Annotated in this window: 18 protein-coding genes and 1 tRNA gene; 13 read left to right on the top strand and 6 right to left on the bottom strand. The window is 56.5% G+C overall.

Annotation, left to right across the window (positions count from 1 at the left end; genetic code table 11):
- Nucleotides 1-11 precede the first annotated feature (11 nt).
- The 3 genes from GS630_RS07145 to GS630_RS07135 all read right to left on the bottom strand — a co-directional run bounded on the left by GS630_RS07145 (nt 12) and on the right by GS630_RS07135 (nt 3307).
- Nucleotides 12-989, bottom strand: coding sequence for a MoxR family ATPase (locus GS630_RS07145; protein ID WP_171711931.1), 978 nt, complete (start codon nt 987-989; stop codon nt 12-14).
- A gap of 116 nt (nt 990-1105) precedes the next feature.
- Entirely contained in the window at nt 1106-2218 is a 1113-nt protein-coding gene (locus GS630_RS07140; RefSeq protein WP_171711929.1) for an acetoin utilization protein AcuC, read from the bottom strand.
- Nucleotides 2219-2221: 3 nt separating this feature from the next.
- Nucleotides 2222-3307, bottom strand: coding sequence for an AI-2E family transporter (locus GS630_RS07135; protein WP_171174139.1), 1086 nt, complete (start codon nt 3305-3307; stop codon nt 2222-2224).
- Between the two features lie 170 nt (nt 3308-3477).
- Here GS630_RS07135 and GS630_RS07130 point away from each other — a divergent pair, with 170 nt between their 5' ends.
- The 3 genes from GS630_RS07130 (at nt 3478) to GS630_RS07120 (ending at nt 6515) form a co-directional block, all read left to right on the top strand.
- Complete coding sequence (locus GS630_RS07130; RefSeq protein ID WP_171619080.1) at nt 3478-4344, top strand: YihY/virulence factor BrkB family protein; 867 nt, start codon at nt 3478-3480, stop codon at nt 4342-4344.
- Complete coding sequence (locus tag GS630_RS07125; RefSeq protein ID WP_171711927.1) at nt 4341-6236, top strand: cytochrome c3 family protein; 1896 nt, start codon at nt 4341-4343, stop codon at nt 6234-6236. Before GS630_RS07130 ends, GS630_RS07125 begins: the two co-directional genes overlap by 4 nt.
- A gap of 87 nt (nt 6237-6323) precedes the next feature.
- The gene (locus GS630_RS07120) at nt 6324-6515 is read left to right on the top strand and encodes a hypothetical protein (RefSeq protein WP_171711925.1); all 192 of its coding nucleotides are present in this window, start codon (nt 6324-6326) and stop codon (nt 6513-6515) included.
- On the opposite strand, the gene GS630_RS07115 is transcribed toward GS630_RS07120, so the two are convergent.
- Nucleotides 6512-7234, bottom strand: a complete 723-nt coding sequence (locus GS630_RS07115; protein WP_171174132.1) for an RlmE family RNA methyltransferase — start codon at nt 7232-7234, stop codon at nt 6512-6514. The two genes, GS630_RS07120 and GS630_RS07115, sit on opposite strands and share 4 nt — an antisense overlap.
- Nucleotides 7234-8346 (bottom strand): Ppx/GppA phosphatase family protein, encoded by a 1113-nt coding sequence (locus GS630_RS07110; RefSeq protein ID WP_171174130.1) that lies wholly within the window; start codon nt 8344-8346, stop codon nt 7234-7236. The genes GS630_RS07115 and GS630_RS07110 overlap by 1 nt, the downstream gene beginning before the upstream one ends.
- A 181-nt stretch (nt 8347-8527) precedes the next feature.
- Here GS630_RS07110 and GS630_RS07105 point away from each other — a divergent pair, with 181 nt between their 5' ends.
- From GS630_RS07105 to GS630_RS07080, 6 genes are all read left to right on the top strand, one after another.
- Nucleotides 8528-10414: a PhoX family phosphatase gene (locus GS630_RS07105; RefSeq protein WP_171711923.1), complete on the top strand. Its 1887-nt coding sequence runs from the start codon at nt 8528-8530 to the stop codon at nt 10412-10414.
- Nucleotides 10415-10661: 247 nt separating this feature from the next.
- Nucleotides 10662-10958, top strand: coding sequence for a virulence factor (locus GS630_RS07100; protein ID WP_171174126.1), 297 nt, complete (start codon nt 10662-10664; stop codon nt 10956-10958).
- 24 nt (nt 10959-10982) lie between these two features.
- Nucleotides 10983-11909, top strand: coding sequence for a methylenetetrahydrofolate reductase (locus GS630_RS07095; protein WP_171619076.1), 927 nt, complete (start codon nt 10983-10985; stop codon nt 11907-11909).
- A gap of 9 nt (nt 11910-11918) precedes the next feature.
- Nucleotides 11919-12971: a methyltetrahydrofolate cobalamin methyltransferase gene (locus GS630_RS07090; RefSeq protein ID WP_171174122.1), complete on the top strand. Its 1053-nt coding sequence runs from the start codon at nt 11919-11921 to the stop codon at nt 12969-12971.
- Nucleotides 12972-13092: 121 nt separating this feature from the next.
- Nucleotides 13093-13920: a polyphosphate kinase 2 family protein gene (locus tag GS630_RS07085; RefSeq protein WP_171237550.1), complete on the top strand. Its 828-nt coding sequence runs from the start codon at nt 13093-13095 to the stop codon at nt 13918-13920.
- A gap of 69 nt (nt 13921-13989) precedes the next feature.
- Nucleotides 13990-14063, top strand: a tRNA-Gly gene (locus GS630_RS07080).
- A gap of 24 nt (nt 14064-14087) precedes the next feature.
- Here the strand turns inward: GS630_RS07080 and GS630_RS07075 are convergent.
- On the bottom strand, nt 14088-15122 hold the full coding sequence (locus GS630_RS07075) for a LacI family DNA-binding transcriptional regulator (RefSeq protein WP_171619074.1): 1035 nt from the start codon (nt 15120-15122) through the stop codon (nt 14088-14090).
- A gap of 136 nt (nt 15123-15258) precedes the next feature.
- On the opposite strand from GS630_RS07075, the gene GS630_RS07070 reads away from it, so the two are divergent.
- The 4 genes from GS630_RS07070 to GS630_RS07055 all read left to right on the top strand — a co-directional run bounded on the left by GS630_RS07070 (nt 15259) and on the right by GS630_RS07055 (nt 18577).
- Nucleotides 15259-15444, top strand: coding sequence for a hypothetical protein (locus tag GS630_RS07070; RefSeq protein WP_171174115.1), 186 nt, complete (start codon nt 15259-15261; stop codon nt 15442-15444).
- A 23-nt stretch (nt 15445-15467) separates the two neighbouring features.
- A complete protein-coding gene (locus GS630_RS07065; protein ID WP_171234234.1) occupies nt 15468-16613 on the top strand; it encodes a TRAP transporter substrate-binding protein in 1146 nt (381 codons plus the stop codon).
- 111 nt (nt 16614-16724) lie between these two features.
- Entirely contained in the window at nt 16725-17237 is a 513-nt protein-coding gene (locus GS630_RS07060) for a TRAP transporter small permease (RefSeq protein WP_171619072.1), read from the top strand.
- A gap of 11 nt (nt 17238-17248) precedes the next feature.
- A complete protein-coding gene (locus GS630_RS07055; RefSeq protein ID WP_171174109.1) occupies nt 17249-18577 on the top strand; it encodes a TRAP transporter large permease in 1329 nt (442 codons plus the stop codon).
- Nucleotides 18578-18582: the final 5 nt, after the last annotated feature.

Here is an 18582-nt window from a genome sequence, read left to right as displayed (position 1 = left end):
TTCCTTAGCTATCAGGGCAGCGCAACAAGCTGCAGGACTTCCGAGATTACATCGTCGGCGGATTTCGCGCCGCCTTGCGCCTCGAAGCTTAGGGTGATGCGATGTCGGAATACGTCATGGGCGATGGCGCGTACGTCGGCTGGGTCTACATAATCACGCTGGTTCATCCAGGCATGGGCGCGTCCGCACTTGTCCAGTGCCAGCGAAGCGCGCGGGCTAGCTCCGATGTCTATCCAACTGGCCAGTTCCTCGCTCAGCGCACCGGGGGTCCGTGTGGCTTGCACCAGATCGGCCATGTAACGGTCCATCGCGTCTGAAACGTGCATCTGCCCGATCTCGGCGCGTGCGGCAAATACGGCGTCCTGAGGGATCGTCGGCGGCGCATCCTTGGCCCCGCTTTGGCCCGCCGCAATCTCTTCTCCGCGCACTAGTCGGATTACTTCTACTTCGTCTTCGACTGGGGGGTAAGTGATCTGGACATGCATCAGGAAACGGTCCATTTGCGCCTCGGGCAAGGGGTAGGTACCCTCTTGTTCGATCGGGTTCTGCGTTGCCATAACGATGAACAACGGTTCCATTTTATGTGTGGTGCCTGAGACAGTTACCTGCCGTTCTTCCATTGCCTCAAGCAGTGCTGCCTGAACCTTGGCGGGTGCGCGGTTGATCTCGTCCGCAAGAACGATATTGGCAAAGATCGGGCCAGGCTCGAACCGGAAGGTTCCGCCATCGTCGGTTTGCTGAAAGACCTCGGTGCCTGTGACGTCCGAGGGCAAAAGGTCGGGCGTGAACTGGATGCGGCTGAAACTTGCGTCCAGATTGCGGGCCATCGCCTTTACCGCGCGGGTTTTGGCCAAACCGGGCAGTCCTTCGATCAGCAAATTGCCGTTGGCCAATATCCCGATCAACAAGCGGTCGATTACGTCTGTTTGTCCGATGATGGATTGCCCCATGCGGGCCTTGAGATCATTTATCTGATTAAGTGCATTCATTTGGCTGGTCCAATTGGCGTCCACTTTCGGCGTTAGCAGCGTGGTTGTTCAGAAAAGGGCTGAGAGCAGAAAAACTGTCGTGACGCCCGTAAGTTAGCAGTGTTCCTTCGGACGATCTACCGAGAAATCCGCGCGGTTAATCGGCGCAAGTCCTGTTTCAGTTCTTCTTGGATCGGCCCGAAATTAGGAGCGTCCCGCAGCGTGTCCAACCAGTGTGGGGGTGGGTTCCGGCCTGCCGACCGGTTCCAGGTCAACGCGCGCAGAATGGTTTGGGTGTCCGTGTCTAGTCTATCGGGAATATAGAACCCGTTCAGCGTCGCCCACACTCCGGTCCACAACCGCCCGACGGACCACGGATTGTAACCACCGCCGCCCAACACCAGAAATCGGGGTGCGAGCTCCTTCAGCGCGGCGACCGCGTTCCAGTGCGAAGAGCTGGATAAGGTCAAACGCGACAGAGGATCCTCGGTCACGGCATCCGCACCGCATTGCAGGACGATGGCCTGCGGCTTGAAGGCTGCCGTGGCAGGAAGGATCAATTCGTCCATGATCGCGCTGAATTCATCGTCGTTCAGGCCTCGGGCAACCGGAAGGTTGAAAGCGGCCCCGCCTGCGTCATCGTCTAGTGTACCGGTAAGAGGCCATCGCCGCGCTTCGTGCATGGAAATCATACGCAGGTTTGTTGAACCATGAAACGCAGCTTCGACCCCGTCACAATGATGGGCATCAATGTCGATATAAACCACGCGGTCGAGACCAGAATTCAGCAGCGTCCGGATCGCCAGCACCGGATCGTTGAGATAACAAAACCCGTTGGCCCGATCAGCCAGCCCGTGATGCGTGCCACCGGCCGGGTTGAAAACGATACCGCCATCTCGGATGAGTTCCGCTGCAAGCATAGAACCGCCAGCCGCTGTGGCTGGGCGTCGGTACATTTCGGGAAATACGGGGTTCGACAATGTGCCCAGCGCATAGCGTTCACGAGTTTCATCCGAGACGTATTGATCCTGTTCCGCCTTTTGTAATGCGGCGATGTAGTCCGGGGTATGAAATGTCTCTAACGCGCTGGGTTTGGCGCAGGGGCTGACACGATAGTTTTCGGGCGTCAACCAGCCCAACGCGCGGCAGAGGTCAATGACGGTTGAAACTCTTGGAATGGCCAACGGGTGCTTCGATCCGTAAGTCGAGTTGCAATAAATTTCTGATCCAATGAAAATTGGGCTCTGCATGGCTTAGCGGGCAGGGACCTGTTGATCATCTTCGCCCAATCTGCCGTCCAAAGACATCATGATGGCAACCGGGCGCAGCGCTGGAATATGGCTGAAGACTATCAAAATACACACTGTCATCGGCACGCTCAGGAAAGCGCCGATCAGACCCCAAACGGTTGTCCAGAAGGTCAGGGCCAGAATAACCAGAAATGTCGACATGTTCAGCGAACGGCCCAGCATGGCGGGATCCAGAAAATTGCCGATCAGGAATTGCAATGTCCCACAACCCAAGACGATGACCAGAAACGGACCGATGGTCTCGAACTGAACCAGTGCGATCATAGCAGGAAAGAACACCGCGATGATCGACCCGATGGAAGGTATGAAGTTCAAGGCAAAGGTCAGGACAGCCCAGGTTTCTGCATATTCCAGACCCAGGGCCCGGAACACGCTATAGCTGATGCCTGCGGTAATCAGGCTGATCAGGGTTTTGACGCCAACATAGCGCTGGAGACTAATCGAGATTGCGTCCAGCATGGTTGAAAACTCAGCACCGGTTTTTGGGTCACCTGCGGCCAGTTGTATCTTTTTGCGAAAGGCCAGACGCTCGGCCATCAAGAAGGCGACATAGAGGCTGATGAGAAAGAACTGGTTCAACAGCGATGTGGCGCTGCCCAAAAGCAGGCGACCGACGAAATTCATGTCGATATTGACCAGATTGTCCCGAATGAATCGGGTTACGTCATTGCCCACCAGCCCGGTGATTCGTTCAACCGCGCCGTCGAACTGGTTCTCATATGTGCTGATCGACCGTGCAAATTGTGTTGCCTGACTGCCAAGCACGTACATAATCATGAACAAACCGGCCAAAACCACAGTGACACCGGCAATATTGGCCACCCAAACGGGTGCGCGGGTCAGGGCCGACACCCGATCGCTGAGCGCAAGGATCAGGACGTTGATCAGCAACGCCATGGCCAACGGGATCAGAAAAGCCGCGCCCGCGTAGAGACCCACAACAATCAGCGTTGCAATGATGCATGTGTCGCGGACAACAGACAGACGTAGCCTGGGTCGAACATTGGTGTCATTATGATCCGGGGTCATTTACCTTCCTGCATGTTCGACGCTGATTGGGCCGTTTCGGTCATTAACCACACAATCCTGCACGCGGCGCTGTTCGGATGCAATGCGTTCCCGCTCGCGCCTGACTGCTTTTGTCAATTTGATACCGATGACGGGTTCTGTGTTTTATTTCGGCAGGTTAGGGTTGCAGGATGACCAATTCCGCGAATCCTCTGTTTGGCCGTCCTGTCCAGGCCCTGTGGCTGGCGCTCCGCCGCTTTGGCAACAAGAACGGAGCCGTCATGAGCAGTCATGTCGCCATGTCACTGATGATGGCGCTGTTTCCGTTTGTACTGTTTACAGTTGCCTTGGCCGGTTCCCTGTCGCAGGGCTATGTGACTGATGAGTTGATCGAGTTGATTTTTGGCGCTTGGCCCAAGGACGTCGCTGACCCCATTGTGGCCGAGCTGCGCGCGGTTCTGGCCGGGTCGGGCACGGGTGTCATTACTTTGGGTGGTCTTCTGGCAATCTACTTTGCCTCGAACGGCGTGGCAGCAGTGCGCGCCGCCATGAATCAAGCCTACCACGATCAGGACAGCTGGCCGTTTTGGAAAACCCGGCTGTTGTGTCTGGTGCTGGTTATCCTAGGGGGTGCAGCAATTCTGGTCATCGCCGCCGTGGAGGTGATACTGCCAGTCTATACCAACTTGGTGGCTGCACATACTGATGTGGCAGTGACGCAGTGGCTATCGGTCGATCGCCTGCGCTGGACTTTTACCGTGGGCGTTCCTGCAGGCACGGTCCTTTTGGCGCATCTCATACTGCCGACCCGTCGGCACAGACTGACGCAAATCCTGCCCGGTGTGATCCTGACGCTGACCTTGTGGGCTGCCGGAGGATGGGCGTTTTCGATCTATATCAGCCAGTTCGCCACCTATAGCGCCACATATGCAGGGTTGGCGGGTGCCATGGCCGCGTTGATCTTTTTGTATCTTTGCTCGGCGTTGCTGATCCTTGGTGCTGAATTCAATGGTGCGTTGATGGATCTGAAAAACGCAGCAGATGGGGCCGTGACATGAGGCGTGTAGCTCTTTCAATTTGCCTGATGCTGGCAAGCGAGGCACAGGCCCAAAACTATGTTGGTTCGGAACAATGTGCTGACTGCCATCAAGCAGAAGCCGCAGCCTGGGCAAGTTCGCACCACGCGCTGGCCTGGACAGATGTGGATCACGGCGCGCTGGATGCAGATTTTGACGGTACGCGATTTGACCTTGATGGGATGACAGTCGCGTTCGCGGAAGATGCTGGCAGATATTCGGCCCGTGTCACCGAAAAGGACGGCGTAACAAAAGGCTATGACGTGCATTCCGTCGTCGGGATCGAACCGTTGCAGCAATACCTGTTCGAAACCGAAGCTGGGCGTCTGCAGAGCTTTGACGTGGTTTGGGATACCGAGCGCAAGCAATGGTATCATCTGTATCCTGATCAGGATTTGCCGCCCGATGACGGGTTGCATTGGACGGGCCCTTACAAGAATTGGAACAGCCGCTGCGCCGAGTGCCACGCCACGGGGTTTGAAAAGAACTATTCCGCGGAAACAAAATCCTATTCGTCGCAACAAGTTGAAATCGGCGTCGGGTGCGAGGCCTGTCACGGTCCCGGCTCAGCCCACATCGATTGGGTGAAGGGGCAGGGCGCTTCCGAAAATCTTGGACCTTCTGGTTTTTTGATCAGCTGGGGCAAAGGCCAGACCGAGGCAGAAATTCAGCAATGTGCCGGGTGCCATTCCCGGCGTGAAGCGCATGGCGATGGAAACCCTTTGCCCGGCACACCCTTTCACGATGCCTATAATCTAGCGCTGTTGAGACCCGGATCGTACCACCCGGACGGGCAGATATTGGATGAGGTGTATGTTTACGGCTCGTTCCTGCAATCCAAGATGTACGCGCAAGGCGTCGGGTGTATGAACTGTCATGAACCCCACAGCGCAAAGCTGAAGGCGGAAGGAAACGGTGTTTGCACACAGTGTCATTCCCCGGCAGGGAACCCGGACTTTCCGACGCTTACAGCAAAGGAATATGATACGCCCGCGCATCATAATCATCCTGAAAACAGTGACGGCGCGCAGTGCAAAAGCTGCCATATGATCGAAAGGGTCTATATGGGCGTCGATTGGCGCCGCGATCACAGCTTCCGCATTCCACGGCCTGATTTGGGGCTGGGCGTCGATGCCTGCACCGATTGTCATGAAGAAAAGGATCAGGACTGGGCGGCCAATCAGATCGAAGGGTGGTTCCCGGATGACACTCATCGTGGCCCGCATTTTGGGACGGTTTTCAATGCCGCTGCTGAGGGCAGGTTGGGCACGCCCGAAGGTTTGCTGGCCGTTGCGATGGACCCCTCCAATGCCGGAATCGTGCGGGCAACAGCGGCCTACTTGCTGCAACCCTTCGCTTCCCCGGACTTGGCCACGGCGACTGCGTCATTGCTGCAAGACGACGACCCCCTTATCCGCGCCAACGCAGCCGCCCTGCAGCGTCAGGCCAACCCGGTTGAGCAGGTTCAGAGATTGGAACCTTTGTTGTCGGACCCCCTGCGCAATGTACGTATTGCTGCTGCGAAAGAGTTCCTGACGATACCACCGCAAGCACTTACACCTCGGCAACAATCGCTGGCCGGGCAGGGTATGTCAGAATGGCAGCAGGCGATTGCGAACCGATTGGATTTCCCGGAAACCCACCTTGTTCTGGGGGGCATGGCTTTGACACTGCGCAATGCGCCTGCCGCCGAACAAGCCTTTCGCGAAGTCGTGACTTTGGATCCGCAAAGGGGCGAGGCGTGGCCCATGTTGGTGCAGCTGGCGCATATCAATCGCGGTCCCGGCGCCGCGCGCGCTGTTCTGCGTGAGGCGCTAGAGCTGTTGCCCAACGACCCGAACCTTCAACAATTGTCGCAACAGCTTGGTCCCTGATCCGGCACATCCCCGCCCGAATTGCTCCATTTTCACGGCAAAATTTCACGCTAAGGACGGGATGAGTGTGCTGTTCAGAGGTGAAACATGTCTAAAAATGCGAAAAAGCGACCAACTGCGGTTGTCAGCTCGGTTACACTTGCCCAACGCATAGAAGAGCTGCGTGGGCGCGCACCGGTATACGTGTCACATGGGGAAGCGTTGATGTTGCAGGGTATGGCCACCGCTTCTTTCCGCGTGCAGCGCCTGACCGAAGAACGCATTCGTCTAGAGGATTAATCTCCGCCGCGAAACCCTGTTGCCACAACAAATTTTTCGGAACTGTCCGAGCGTGAAGCAGGCGGTTTCACGTTGGCGACTTTCTGGAATTTCTGCTTCAACAGCTTTTGCAAATCGCCCTCGGCGCCTCCGGCCAGAACCTTGGCTACGAAGGTGCCGCCGTCTTCCAACACATCAAACGCAAAGTAAGCCGCCGTTTCGCACAAGGCCATAATGCGCAAATGGTCCGTCTGTTTGTGACCCGAAGACGCGGCGGCCATGTCTGACATCACAACATCGGCCTTGCCACCCAGCCACTCTTTGACCTTTACGTCGGCGTCGTCTTCCATGAAGTCCAGAACATGGGCGGTTGCACCAGCAACGGGTTCGACCTCTTGCAAGTCTACGCCCAAAACTGTGCCGATCCGTTTACCGCTTTTCTCGCCCAGCGCGTTTACGCGTTTAACCGCGACTTGCAGCCAGCCTCCGGGCGCACAGCCCAAATCTACGACCCGCGCTCCCGGTACGAGAAACCTGAATTTATCGTCCAGTTCCAGTATCTTAAATGCAGCGCGACCGCGATACCCTTCGGCCTGTGCACGTTTCACATACGGATCGTTCAATTGCCGCTCAAGCCACCGGGTCGAGCTGAGCTTGCGCCCGCGCGCGGTTTTGACTTTGACCTTCAGGTCGCGCTGGCCGCGGCCTGAGGTGTTTTTCCCACTCGGTGTCTTCGCCATCAAAACGGTCCGTCTTCCAATACGCCGTCCGCGCTCATCTGCGCATAGAGCAGACCTTCACGCAGCCCACGATCCGCCACGGAAAGGCGGTCGGTGGGCCAGCATCTAAGTAAAGCCTGCAAAATGGCCGAGCCGGACATGATCAGAGCTTGCCGGTCATCTCCAATTCTGGGGTCCCGGCGTCGCCCGTGAGGGCCGAGTTCTAAATACCCGCGGATAACTTTGTCAATCTGATCGCTGGTCATGCGCAGACCGTCCACTTTAGTCCGGTCATACCGCTTGAGCCCAAGGTGCGAGGCTGCAACGGTCGTCACAGTGCCGCTGGTTCCGACGATCTGAAACCCCTCACGTGTCTGTTCGTCTTTATAGGGTGCGAAGTCAGCAAGGTTTTCTTCAAAAAACCAACTCATCAGTGCGAAACGGGCCGCGTCGTCTTCAACGTCGTTGAATTGATCTCGTAGGGTGGCGACACCCAAGGGAACGCTGATCCAATCCACGACTTTCGCCGCTGGAAAAGGGCTGTCGGCCGTATGAAAACCATTGTGAAGCCGCATAATCGCAGCCGGACGATCACGGCGTGGGACGGACGAAATGTCGATCCAAACAAGCTCGGTCGAGCCACCACCAATGTCCACGACCAACAATTGTTCAGTCTTGGTCGAGACCAACGGAGCACAGGAAATCACCGCCAGGCGTGCTTCTTCTTCGGGTTGGATGATCTCAAGCGTCAACCCGGTTTCCCGCTTCACCTGCCGGATGAAGTCGCGCGAGTTCTTAGCGCGACGGCAGGCTTCGGTTGCGATCAAACGCATTCGATTGACCTTGTTGCGTTTCAGCTTTTGCTGGCAGATTCTCAATGCTTGTACGGTGCGAGCCATCGACGCCCGCGACAGCCGTCCGGTGCGTTCCAGACCCGCGCCCAACTGCACGGATTTGGAGAAGCTGTCGACCACATGGAACCCGCTCCCCTTGGGTTGGGCTATCAACATGCGGCAACTATTTGTCCCCAGATCCAGTGCTGCATAAAGGGCATCCGGATCGGGTCTTGCCGGCGCGGGGCTTTCGACCGCCTTCGGGAACGCGCCCGCACCTTTGGGACGCTTGGGCGCCATTCGTCACGCCCTCCGATTTTCGAGTTAACTTGACCCTAGGCGGGGGATTGCCGACGTGCAAGTGATTTCAATTTTGAAATTAACGTCAGTGTCACATGTCGTTCATACTGAAATGCGATTTGAGTGCCCGAACCCGATTTTGGGATTCTTTACTAGCTTACAGCCAGATACGGAGCCTGCCATGAATGATGAGCGTCCCCTTTCCTTTGACGAATTCGATGAAGTCGTAAATCCACGCCCTGAAGAATGCGAATTTGATCGTGTTGTCGAACGCGCATTGTCGCGTCGCGGTTTTCTGGGCGGCGTTCTTGCCATGGGAAGTTTTACGGCTGTTGGCGGTGCACTGATTCCTACGGGCGCACGCGCGGCAGCCGACCGGTTCTCGTTTGAAGCGATTCCGGTTTCCACTGCAGACGATGTTGTTGTTCCTGCAGGCTACAAAGCCGAGGTTATGGTGCGTTGGGGCGACCCGCTGTGGTCTGACGCGCCCGAGTTCGATCACGCGACCCGTGGCACCGCTGCCAGCCAAGAGCGTGCATTTGGCGACAACACTGACGGTCAGGACGTGTTCTTCCACGATGGCCACGTGCTGCTGGTCGTAAACAACGAATATACCAACCGTGACATCCTTTGGGGCAACAACCCTGATGCCAAGGCGGCCTCGGACGACGATGTGGCCAAGGGTATGATGGCGCACGGCGTGACTGTGGTCGAGATTGCCAACACGGACGGTACATGGGGCATCGTCAAAGACAGCCCGTACAACCGTCGTATTACACCGCAGACCGATATGACGATCACCGGCCCTGCGGCTGCTCATGACTTGATGAAAACCGCTGCGGACCCGACAGGCACCACCTCGAAAGGGACCTGGAACAACTGCGGCAATGGCATGACGCCGTGGGGCACCTACCTGGCCTGTGAAGAAAACTTTAACGGCTACTTTTCGGCAGAAGATGAAAACCACGAGGTTAGTGCAGAACTGAAGCGCTATGGCGTCTCGTCGAAAGATTGGGGCTATGGCTGGGCCAAGATCGATGATCGGTTCGACGTCTCGAAAAACCCCAACGAACCGAACCGCGCCGGTTATGTGGTCGAAATCGACCCAACTGACCCAAATTCGACTCCGCGCAAGCTGACCGCTCTGGGCCGATTCAAGCATGAAAACGCCGAGTCGGTGGTGAACAATGACGGTCGTGTTGTTGTGTACATGGGCGACGATGAACGTGGCGAGTTCCTGTATCGCTTTGTTTCGGATGGCGTTTACGCCGCTGGAGTTGACACCAATGCCTTGTTGGAAAACGGCACCTTGTCTGTTGCCAAGTTCAATGACGACGGTACGGGCGAATGGCTGGATCTGACGCCCGAGACGACCGGTTTGGCTTCGCAAGCTGAAATCAGCATCCACACTCGTCAGGCCGGTTCTGCCGTAGGCGCGACCACCATGGATCGCCCGGAGTGGGTTGCTGCAAACCCGAACGTGGCCGAGGTTTACTGCTGTCTGACCAACAACAAGAACCGGGGCGTCAAGCCGAATGCCGGTGGTGATGACACTTCGGTCAACGGTCCGAACCCGCGTGAGGCCAACAACTACGGCCAGATCGTGCGCTGGCGTCCTGAAGGTGGTGATCATACCGCCTCGGGCTTTGCTTGGGATCTGTATGTGCTGGCGGGCAACCCCAATGTGCATCAGGATGCCTACGGAGGGTCTGACAACGTTAATGCCGACAACATGTTCAACTCGCCCGACGGTCTGAAATTCGACAGCAATGGCCTGCTGTGGATCCAGACCGACGGCAACTATGGCAATGAAGGCGACTTCGAAGGGCAGGGCAACAACCAGATGCTGGCAGGTGACCCGGTCACCGGTGAAATCCGCCGTTTCCTTGTCGGCCCGAATGAGTGTGAGATCACCGGCCTCAGCTGGTCACCGGATCGCCGTACCATGTTCGTGGGCATTCAGCACCCGGGTGAGGATGGCAACAGCCACTGGCCCGAAGGCGGTGATGCAGTTCCGCGTTCGGCGATCATCGCGGTGACTCGCGAAGATGGTGGTTTGGTCGGCTAAACCGCACTGACCTTTGAAATACCGCCCTGGACGGATAACTCCGTCCAGGGTTTTTGCGTTTTATGCAGCGCTTTCATAGTGACGTTGAGAATTATGATATGCGCGTCTGCCGTTTGTTTGTGTAAAAGCGCCCTTGGCTAGCTTTGGTAAAAAGGTCGCTGGAAAAGCGTCGTGTGTCGAAAACCGACCGACCAAAGCTAAGTTTGAAGTTTAGAACCGGCCCATCGGGTTAGGAGGAATCACAGCAATGCCTGACGTCACAATCGTGTATTGGCGCGACATTCCCGCTCAGGTCATCGTCGGCAAAGGCCGTCGTGGCGCAAAGCGGCAGTTGGAAGAACGGTTCGAGCAAGCCATCGACCGGGCTGCCATGAAGGTGAACGCCAAGGACAGTGATGCCTACCTGGCCGAATGGCGCAAAGCCGCACCCTTTGCAGTAGATGGCGATCCCGCCGAGATTGCCGAGACCGAGGCGGTGCGTCTGGAAACAGAATACGATCAGGACCGCGTCAAAGCGCTGATCGCCAATGACGGTTGGGCGTAAGCCCAGATTTTAAGGGAGGCCGAAATGGCTTTGCTGAACTTCAAAAAACGTGATGCGGTCGAAACCGGCCCTGTGAACCCAACCGTCGAAGCCTTTTTGCAGGGCTATTCGATCGAGGTGATGCCGCGTACCGCTGAAAAGGTCGACGATTTCCGCGCTTTGCTGCCTGAAGGCACACGCGTCTATATCGCTCATATCGAGGGCACCCCGATTGAGGACATGGTCAAGACCGCCAAGCGCATCGCGGCCGACGGCTATCAGGTGATGCCGCACTTCCCGGCGCGGATCATCAAAGACGCGGCGACGCTGGAAAACTGGATTTCCATGTACCAGGGCGAAGCGGGCGTTGATCAGGCGTTGCTGCTGGCCGGTGGCGTTACCAACCCGCATGGCGACTTCGACAGCTCGATGCAATTGTTGGAAACCGGCCTGTTCGACAAGGCTGGCTTCAAGCGCCTGCACGTGGCCGGTCACCCGGAAGGCAACAAGGACATCGACCCCGATGGCTCGACCAAGAACGTGGACGATGCTCTGCGCTGGAAGCAGAAGTTCAACGAAACCACCGATGCCGAAATGGCGCTGGCAACCCAGTTTGCCTTTGACGCTAAGCCGATTATCGCATGGGCTGACAGCCTGAAAGGGGCGGGTATCGATCTGCCGATCCATATCGGCATCGCGGGTCCGGCAAAGCTGCAAACGCTGATTAAGTTTGCCATCGCGTGTGGCGTTGGCCCGTCGCTGAAGGTTCTACAGAAACGCGCTATGGACGTGTCCAAGTTGCTGCTTCCTTATGAGCCGACTGACGTGATTACGGAACTGGCCGAGCACAAAGCGGCCAACCCGGATTTCAACATCACCAACGTGCATTTCTTCCCGCTGGGTGGAATCAAAACCAATGCCAACTGGGCGATCAATAACGGCGGCGCTTCGGCAAAGCCTGTAAACTCCTAAGGAACGGACATGACCCGTACAGTCGTAGAATCAAAAACAAAAACCGCCGTTCTGGGCTTTGACGAACCGTTCTGTGTGATCGGTGAGCGGATCAACCCGACCGGCCGCAAAAAGCTGGCGGCCGAACTGGAAGCGGGCGATTTCTCGACCGTTGAGAAAGACGCGCTGGCGCAGGTGATGGCGGGCGCAACCGTTCTGGATATCAACGCAGGCGTTGTCTACAACTCGAACCCCAACCCGAACGAGACCGAGCCGCCGCTGATGCGCAAGATCGTTGAACTGGTGCAGGGTCTGGTCGAAGTGCCGCTGTGCATCGACTCGTCGGTTCCGGGTGCCTTGGAGGCCGGTCTTGAGGCGGCTGAGGGTCGTCCGCTGCTGAACTCGGTCACTGGTGAAGAAGAGCGGCTGGAACTGGTTCTGCCGCTGGTCAAAAAGTACAACGTACCGGTTGTGGCGATCTCGAACGATGACACCGGTATCTCGGAAGACCCCGATGTACGCTTTGACGTTGCCAAAAAAATCGTTGAGCGTGCTGCTGACTTCGGCATCCCGGCACATGACATCGTGGTAGACCCACTGGTTATGCCGATTGGAGCTATGGCGACTGCCGGTCAACAGGTGTTTGCTCTGGTCCGTCGTCTGCGCGAAGAGCTGGGCGTGAACACCACCTGCGGTGCCTCGAACATCTCGTTTGGTCTGCCAAACCGTCACGGCATCAACAACGCCTTCCTGCCGATGGCAATGGGCGCTGGCATGACCTCGGCCATCATGAACCCGGTCGCGTTGCCGGTGACACAGAAAAAGATCGCCGAGAAGAAAGAAGCCGTGGCCGCAGCTGGCATCATTCTGCCTGAAGGCATGGATGACGAAGCATTTGTACAGATGTTCGGTTTGGGTTCGACCAAGCCGCGCGCTGGCAAAGAGATGGAGGCCATTCGGGCCGCCAACCTGCTGACCAACAACGACCCGCATGGCGGCGAGTGGATCCGGTTCAACAAAGCGCCTGACGAAGCCGGTGCCGCCGGTGGCCGTCGCGGTGGTGGCCGTCGCCGCCGCGCCTGATCGGATCTAATTTGACACCAAAGGCCGGGCCCAGTGCCCGGCCTTTTTGACTCTGATCAATGTCGATTGCGCAGAAGGTTTCACAATAGCCAGATCATTCGCACAAAGATCAGGTGGCACCATGAGTAAACATCATCCCCCGAAACTTTCGGATGCAGACCTGACTAAGCGTCTAAACAAGAAGGATTATTTTGATCAACTGATCGATTTACAAGCCAAGCTTGCCAGAATTCAACAAGCTTATCTTTTTCATGGCCTCAAGGGCGTTTTGGTTTTTGAAGGGTGGGATGCTGCAGGAAAAGGGGGAACTATTCGCCGGATCAGCCAAGCGCTGGACCCGCGAAGTTTCAAGGTTTGGCCCATCGGTGCCCCGCGAAACTACTACCTCAACCGGCACTATCTTTTGCGATTTTGGGAACGTTTGCCGCCTGCGGGCGCGATCTCGGCTTTTGACCGCAGCTGGTACGGTCGGGTTCTGGTCGAGCGGATTGAAAAACTGACACCGGAAGAACGGTGGCGCGCGGCCTATCAGGAAATCAATGATTTTGAACGCATGCTCGTCGATGACGGCACGCGGATCGTGAAGCTGTTCTTTCACATCTCACAAGAAGAACAGATGCGTCGCTTTACCGAGCGGCTGACAAACCCTTTGAAACGCTGGAAGCTGACGTACGAAGACTTTCGAAATCGCGAAAAGTGGGATGTTGCTGAGGTTGCCGTTGACGAAATGCTGGCGCGCACCTCGACCGAGTTGGCCCCATGGCACGTCATACCTGCGAACAACAAGAAACACGCTCGTATCAAGGCGATGCAAGCCATTGTTGAAGCGTTTTCTGATGGTGTTGACCTGAACCCTCAGCACTTGGACAAACGGACCTTGGAAGCTGCCGGAGAAGCGCTTGACGTAGACCAATCGTTGATCGACAGCCTGCGCGCCCGGACTGAGTGATAATTTCGCCTGATCTGTCTCGCGCCGGCTTGAACCTCTGTCATTACTGGTGATATCTCAAAAGGCGCGGCGGGTATGATGTAATGGTAGCCTGTCAGCTTCCCAAGCTGAACGCGCGGGTTCGATTCCCGCTACCCGCTCCAGAGCACGCCACGGCCATGCGGAGTCTAACGGATCTGGTTTTCCTTTGCCCCGGTCAAAGAATCTCGCGCAACCAAGCGGGTGGACAGTTCAACGGAACGTCCGGGCGCGCTTGTTTCAATCATATGTATCAATTCCAATGCTGCTTTTTGACCCATTTTACGATGGGGGACATGAACCGTTGTCAAAGTAGGTGAAACTATACAGGCCAATTCGATGTCATCGAACCCGGTGATCGAGATTTCGTCAGGCACGCTTAGTCCCATCTCTTGCGCTTGGCGCATTGCGCCCACGGCCAGAACATCATTGCCACACAGAACCGCCGTCGGGGCAGGGGTTTGAGACATGAGATTCTTGAAAGCGTCGGCACCGCTTTCGATTTCATAAGTGGTTTCCACTACGATCAGGTCGTCTGGCAGCAGTCCGCTTTCCGCCATCGCGTCTTTGATGCCCGCGATTCTCAACCGAGCACGGTCGTTGCCTTTGCTGATGCCTGAAATCGTGGCGAGACGTCGATGCCCAAGCGCGATAACTTGTTGTGCCAGGGTTTTCATCGCTTGCCGGTTGTCGAATCCGACCGAAGGTGTGCGGTTGCTTGGGTTGAAAGACCAAGCAACCAGCGCTGGTATCTTTTGCCGTTCCAGATAGTCATAGATCCGTTCTTCACGGTCATGACCGATCAGCAAAAGCCCGTCAGCGCCGCGCGCAACCAGAGTTCTGATCTGCTCTTCCTCGGCTTCGGGTTTGTAGGCAGAGCTTGAGACAAGCAGCGTGTAACCGCGTTTGTGAATCTCTTCTTGAAACGCCTGCAAACCGCGCGCAAAAATGGAGTTTTCCATCGTTGGAATGATTGCACCGATTGTGAAAGACCGCTTTGCCGCCATCACTCGGGCTGCAAAGTTTGGCGTATATCCCAGTTCATCAACCGCGCACAAAACACGCTGGCGCGTCGTTTCAACAACGCGTTGCGGATTGTTCAGACAGCGCGACACCGTGGCGGTGGAAACACCCGCCGCCTTGGCAACGTCATCCAGCGTCGGTGCGGATCGGTGCTTTGACATTTTCAAACTCTTAGTTCCGTTTGCCCTAAGTTATGCGTTTTTTGGGTGTGATGAAAGTGGTTATGTAAGCGCTTGCATTTATCATGTAAGCGCTTACAAATGAATTTGAGAGCCGATTCTATTGGGAGCCCCGAATATGTTTGTCGCTGCATCTGCTGTCGTTTTTGCGATCTACTTCGCCAACGTCGCCCTTGGTGCCTATGCGAACAGCGCGTTTCTTGGGGACGTTGGAGAGATGTTGGTTCTGTTCGCGGCGTCGATCTTGTTCGTTGTCGCAATTCTGAAAAAGGAAGCTGACCGCGACGCAACAAACGGTAGCTGAATTTTTGCTTGGGAGGGCAATTCATGAACAACGACAAGACCGAACTGGCGTCAGCCGAACGCCGTAATTTTCTAAAGCTGAGCGCAAGTGGTGCGTTCACAGCTGCCTTGGTAGCCGGGGCAGGCGGGGTGTTGTGGTCGTCGGAGGCCGCAGCGCAGACCGCTAAGGAAGAGCGCGAGCGCGAGCAAGCTGCAGACCATGTGATGACGGTCGCCACGGCCTACGTTCTGGGCGCCTCACGCAGCTATCCAATCATGCAGCTGGACCTGAAAGAGAACATCCAGAACGCCACTAATGGCAAAGTCTATGTCAAACTGGCACCGGGCGGGCAGTTGGGTGCTGGCGGTTCCCTCGTTCAGAAAGTGCAGGGCGGGACCATTCAGGCGGCGCAGCATTCGCTTTCGAACTTCGCGCCTTTTGCGTCGACTGTTGACCTGATCAACATGCCGTATCTGTGCGGTTCGAACCAGCGTTTTACCAATCTTGTCCATTCTGACACGTGGAAGAACGAAGTTCATCCCAAGGTCGAAGCTGCGGGCTTCAAGGCCCTGTTCTACGTTAACATTGACCCGCGTGTTGTCGCGGTTCGGCAGGGTGGCAATGCGGTCATCACGCCGGGCGATATGAGTGGCATAAAGTTCCGCGTTCCCGGCTCTAAGATGCTCCAGCAGTATTACCGTATGGTTGGTGCCAACCCGACGCCTGTTGCCTGGGGTGAGACGCCTTCGGCCATCAAGCAGGGTGTCGCGGATGCGCTTGACCCCTCGGTCGGGGCGCTGTTTGTCTTTGGCTTCAAGGACATCCTGAGCCATGTAACCTTCACACAGGCGGTTCCGGACAGTCAGGTTTATTCCTGTAACCTCGAGTGGTTCAACTCGATGCCCGCTGATGTTCAGGAAGGCATCATGTGGGGGTCTGAAATGACTGCGCATCAGAACCTCTCCAAAGTTCCGTCAGCACGTGCATACGCCATGGCCGAGTTGAACAAGGCAGGCGTCCAATTCCACTCGCTCAGCGAAGACCAACTGGCCGAATGGCAGGATGCGGGCGGCTATCAGAACGCCGATTGGGATCCGTTCAAGACCGAACTGGCCGGGTCGATGGAAAACTTCGAAAAGCTGGTCGAAGCCGCCGGAACGCAGGGCAAATACTACGTTCACGACGCCTAAGGCGCTATCCGTGGACGCCATCCGGGCGTCCACGATTGTTTTCTGCAGTCAGTCTGTTATCGGCCCGCCACGACGGGCGAGGGTCTGGCTGTGCTGTCGCCGGAGGATCAGATGGCCATTCTTCAAAACATTGACCGAAACGCAGAGCGCTGGTTGTTGCTGGTGTTCTACGTGATGCTGGTGATCACCATGGCGATCGAAGTGCTGCGGCGTGAGATCTTCGCTTACTCCTCGATCTGGGGCGAAGAGATCGTGCGCTATTCCTTCATCTACCTCGCCTGGATCGGGGCCGCCGCTGCGGTCAAGGAACGTGCGCATATCCGAATTGACGTCATCATGCATTACCTTGGACTGCGCCCCAAGGCGTTGCTTTATATCTTCGGCGATCTGGTGATGTTCGTCGTGGCCGTGATCGCGCTCTATTGGTCTTACGAGGCGGTTCATGTCTCAGCCAAGTTCGGCTCAGTCACAGATGGGTTGCGGGTTTCCAAAGTCTGGTTCCTCATGGCCGTTCCAACTGGGTTTGCGCTGATGATCTGGCGGCTGATCCAATCCCTGATACGCGATCTGAAATGTCTGCGAGACGGCACCCCCGTCTTCGAAGGCGACAAGCTGTTTGACTGAGGAGAAATTGAATGCTTTGGAATTCCCTCAATCAAACCGTTGAACTCGGCTGGGATTTCTATGTCCCTGTAATTCTTTTCGTTGCTTTGATCGCCATGGCCGTGCCTGTATGGGCCGCTATTGGGTCGGCAGCTATTGTAATGCTGATCATGTCTGGCGACTTGCCGCTAAGCTTGGTGGGCGAAAGCCTTTTCACCGGTATCGATGCATTCGCGCTGACCGCTGTGCCCCTGTTCATCCTGACCGGAGACGTTCTGGTTCGTACAGGATTGTCGCGCAAGTTTCTGGACGTGGCCGAGGCGCTGACCTGCTTCGCCAAGGGCGGGTTCGGCTCGGCCACCGTGCTTGTCTGCGGCATGTTCGCGGCGATCTCGGGCTCGGACGCGGCGGGCGCTGCTGCCGTGGGCCGGATGACCATCAACCGTCTGGTCGAAAGCGGGTATCCGCGCCCTTATGCCTGTGCACTAGTAGCCGCCGGGGCCTGTACCGGCATCCTGATCCCACCCTCTATCGCATACATCATCATCGGCCTTGTGCTGGGTATTTCCGCCTCGACACTGTTTCTGGCCGCTCTGATCCCAGGACTGGCCATTCTGGTATCGATCCTGATCACCAACATCATCATGAATCGTCTATACGCCTATGAGGGCGGCGGCATGATGACTATGAGCGAATGGCTGTCCAACTTGGGCAAAGCCCTCAAATCAGGCTGGTACGCTTTTATCGTGCCGGGCATCATTTTCTACGGCATCTTTTCGGGCCGACTGACGCCGACCGAGGCCGGTGCGACCGCCGTGGTGGTCACCATCATCATGGGGTTCATTCTGCGCACGCTGACGCTGGCTGACTTCCCGTCCATGTTGGTCAGCTCGGCGAAAGTGAACGGGGTGATCCTGCCCATCATCGCTTTTTCCGCGCCGTTGGCCGAAGCGCTGGCAATCATGGGCGTGCCCCAGGGGTTCGTGGCCTCGGTAACGTCGCTGACGGATGATCCTTATCTGCTGATCCTGTTGATGATCGGCATTCTGATCGCTGCGGGGTGCGTGATGGAAACGACGCCCAACATCGTGATCCTGGCACCGATCCTGAAACCCTTGGCCGACAATATCGGTATGAACGAGATCCAGTTCTGCATCATGATGATCACCGCGCTGGGTGTTGGTTTCATCACGCCACCGCTGGGTCTGAACCTGTTCGTTGTGTCTGGCATTACCGGCGAGTCGATTCTGAAGATTGCCGCCCGGGCCGTGCCTTTCGTATTGACTATGCTGATCGTGGTGCTCTTGATCGCCTACGTACCAGCTGTCTCGACCACCTTGCTTCCTGAAATCTACCAATAGGACCT

Source organism: Ruegeria sp. HKCCD7303 (assembly GCF_013111185.1).
Lineage (GTDB): Bacteria > Pseudomonadota > Alphaproteobacteria > Rhodobacterales > Rhodobacteraceae > Ruegeria.
Note: the sequence above shows the minus strand (reverse complement) of the source record. Positions and strands in the feature narration are given on the sequence as shown.

Bases quoted from the DNA above. Each gene is read 5' to 3' on its own strand.
- GS630_RS07145 (WP_171711931.1), bottom strand. From the start codon at position 989: ATGAATGCACTTAATCAGATAAATGATCTCAAGGCCCGCATGGGGCAA.
- GS630_RS07140 (WP_171711929.1), bottom strand. From the start codon at position 2,218: ATGCAGAGCCCAATTTTCATTGGATCAGAAATTTATTGCAACTCGACT.
- GS630_RS07135 (WP_171174139.1), bottom strand. From the start codon at position 3,307: ATGACCCCGGATCATAATGACACCAATGTTCGACCCAGGCTACGTCTG.
- GS630_RS07130 (WP_171619080.1), top strand. From the start codon at position 3,478: ATGACCAATTCCGCGAATCCTCTGTTTGGCCGTCCTGTCCAGGCCCTG.
- GS630_RS07125 (WP_171711927.1), top strand. From the start codon at position 4,341: ATGAGGCGTGTAGCTCTTTCAATTTGCCTGATGCTGGCAAGCGAGGCA.
- GS630_RS07120 (WP_171711925.1), top strand. From the start codon at position 6,324: ATGTCTAAAAATGCGAAAAAGCGACCAACTGCGGTTGTCAGCTCGGTT.
- GS630_RS07115 (WP_171174132.1), bottom strand. From the start codon at position 7,234: ATGGCGAAGACACCGAGTGGGAAAAACACCTCAGGCCGCGGCCAGCGC.
- GS630_RS07110 (WP_171174130.1), bottom strand. From the start codon at position 8,346: ATGGCGCCCAAGCGTCCCAAAGGTGCGGGCGCGTTCCCGAAGGCGGTC.
- GS630_RS07105 (WP_171711923.1), top strand. From the start codon at position 8,528: ATGAATGATGAGCGTCCCCTTTCCTTTGACGAATTCGATGAAGTCGTA.
- GS630_RS07100 (WP_171174126.1), top strand. From the start codon at position 10,662: ATGCCTGACGTCACAATCGTGTATTGGCGCGACATTCCCGCTCAGGTC.
- GS630_RS07095 (WP_171619076.1), top strand. From the start codon at position 10,983: ATGGCTTTGCTGAACTTCAAAAAACGTGATGCGGTCGAAACCGGCCCT.
- GS630_RS07090 (WP_171174122.1), top strand. From the start codon at position 11,919: ATGACCCGTACAGTCGTAGAATCAAAAACAAAAACCGCCGTTCTGGGC.
- GS630_RS07085 (WP_171237550.1), top strand. From the start codon at position 13,093: ATGAGTAAACATCATCCCCCGAAACTTTCGGATGCAGACCTGACTAAG.
- GS630_RS07075 (WP_171619074.1), bottom strand. From the start codon at position 15,122: ATGTCAAAGCACCGATCCGCACCGACGCTGGATGACGTTGCCAAGGCG.
- GS630_RS07070 (WP_171174115.1), top strand. From the start codon at position 15,259: ATGTTTGTCGCTGCATCTGCTGTCGTTTTTGCGATCTACTTCGCCAAC.
- GS630_RS07065 (WP_171234234.1), top strand. From the start codon at position 15,468: ATGAACAACGACAAGACCGAACTGGCGTCAGCCGAACGCCGTAATTTT.
- GS630_RS07060 (WP_171619072.1), top strand. From the start codon at position 16,725: ATGGCCATTCTTCAAAACATTGACCGAAACGCAGAGCGCTGGTTGTTG.
- GS630_RS07055 (WP_171174109.1), top strand. From the start codon at position 17,249: ATGCTTTGGAATTCCCTCAATCAAACCGTTGAACTCGGCTGGGATTTC.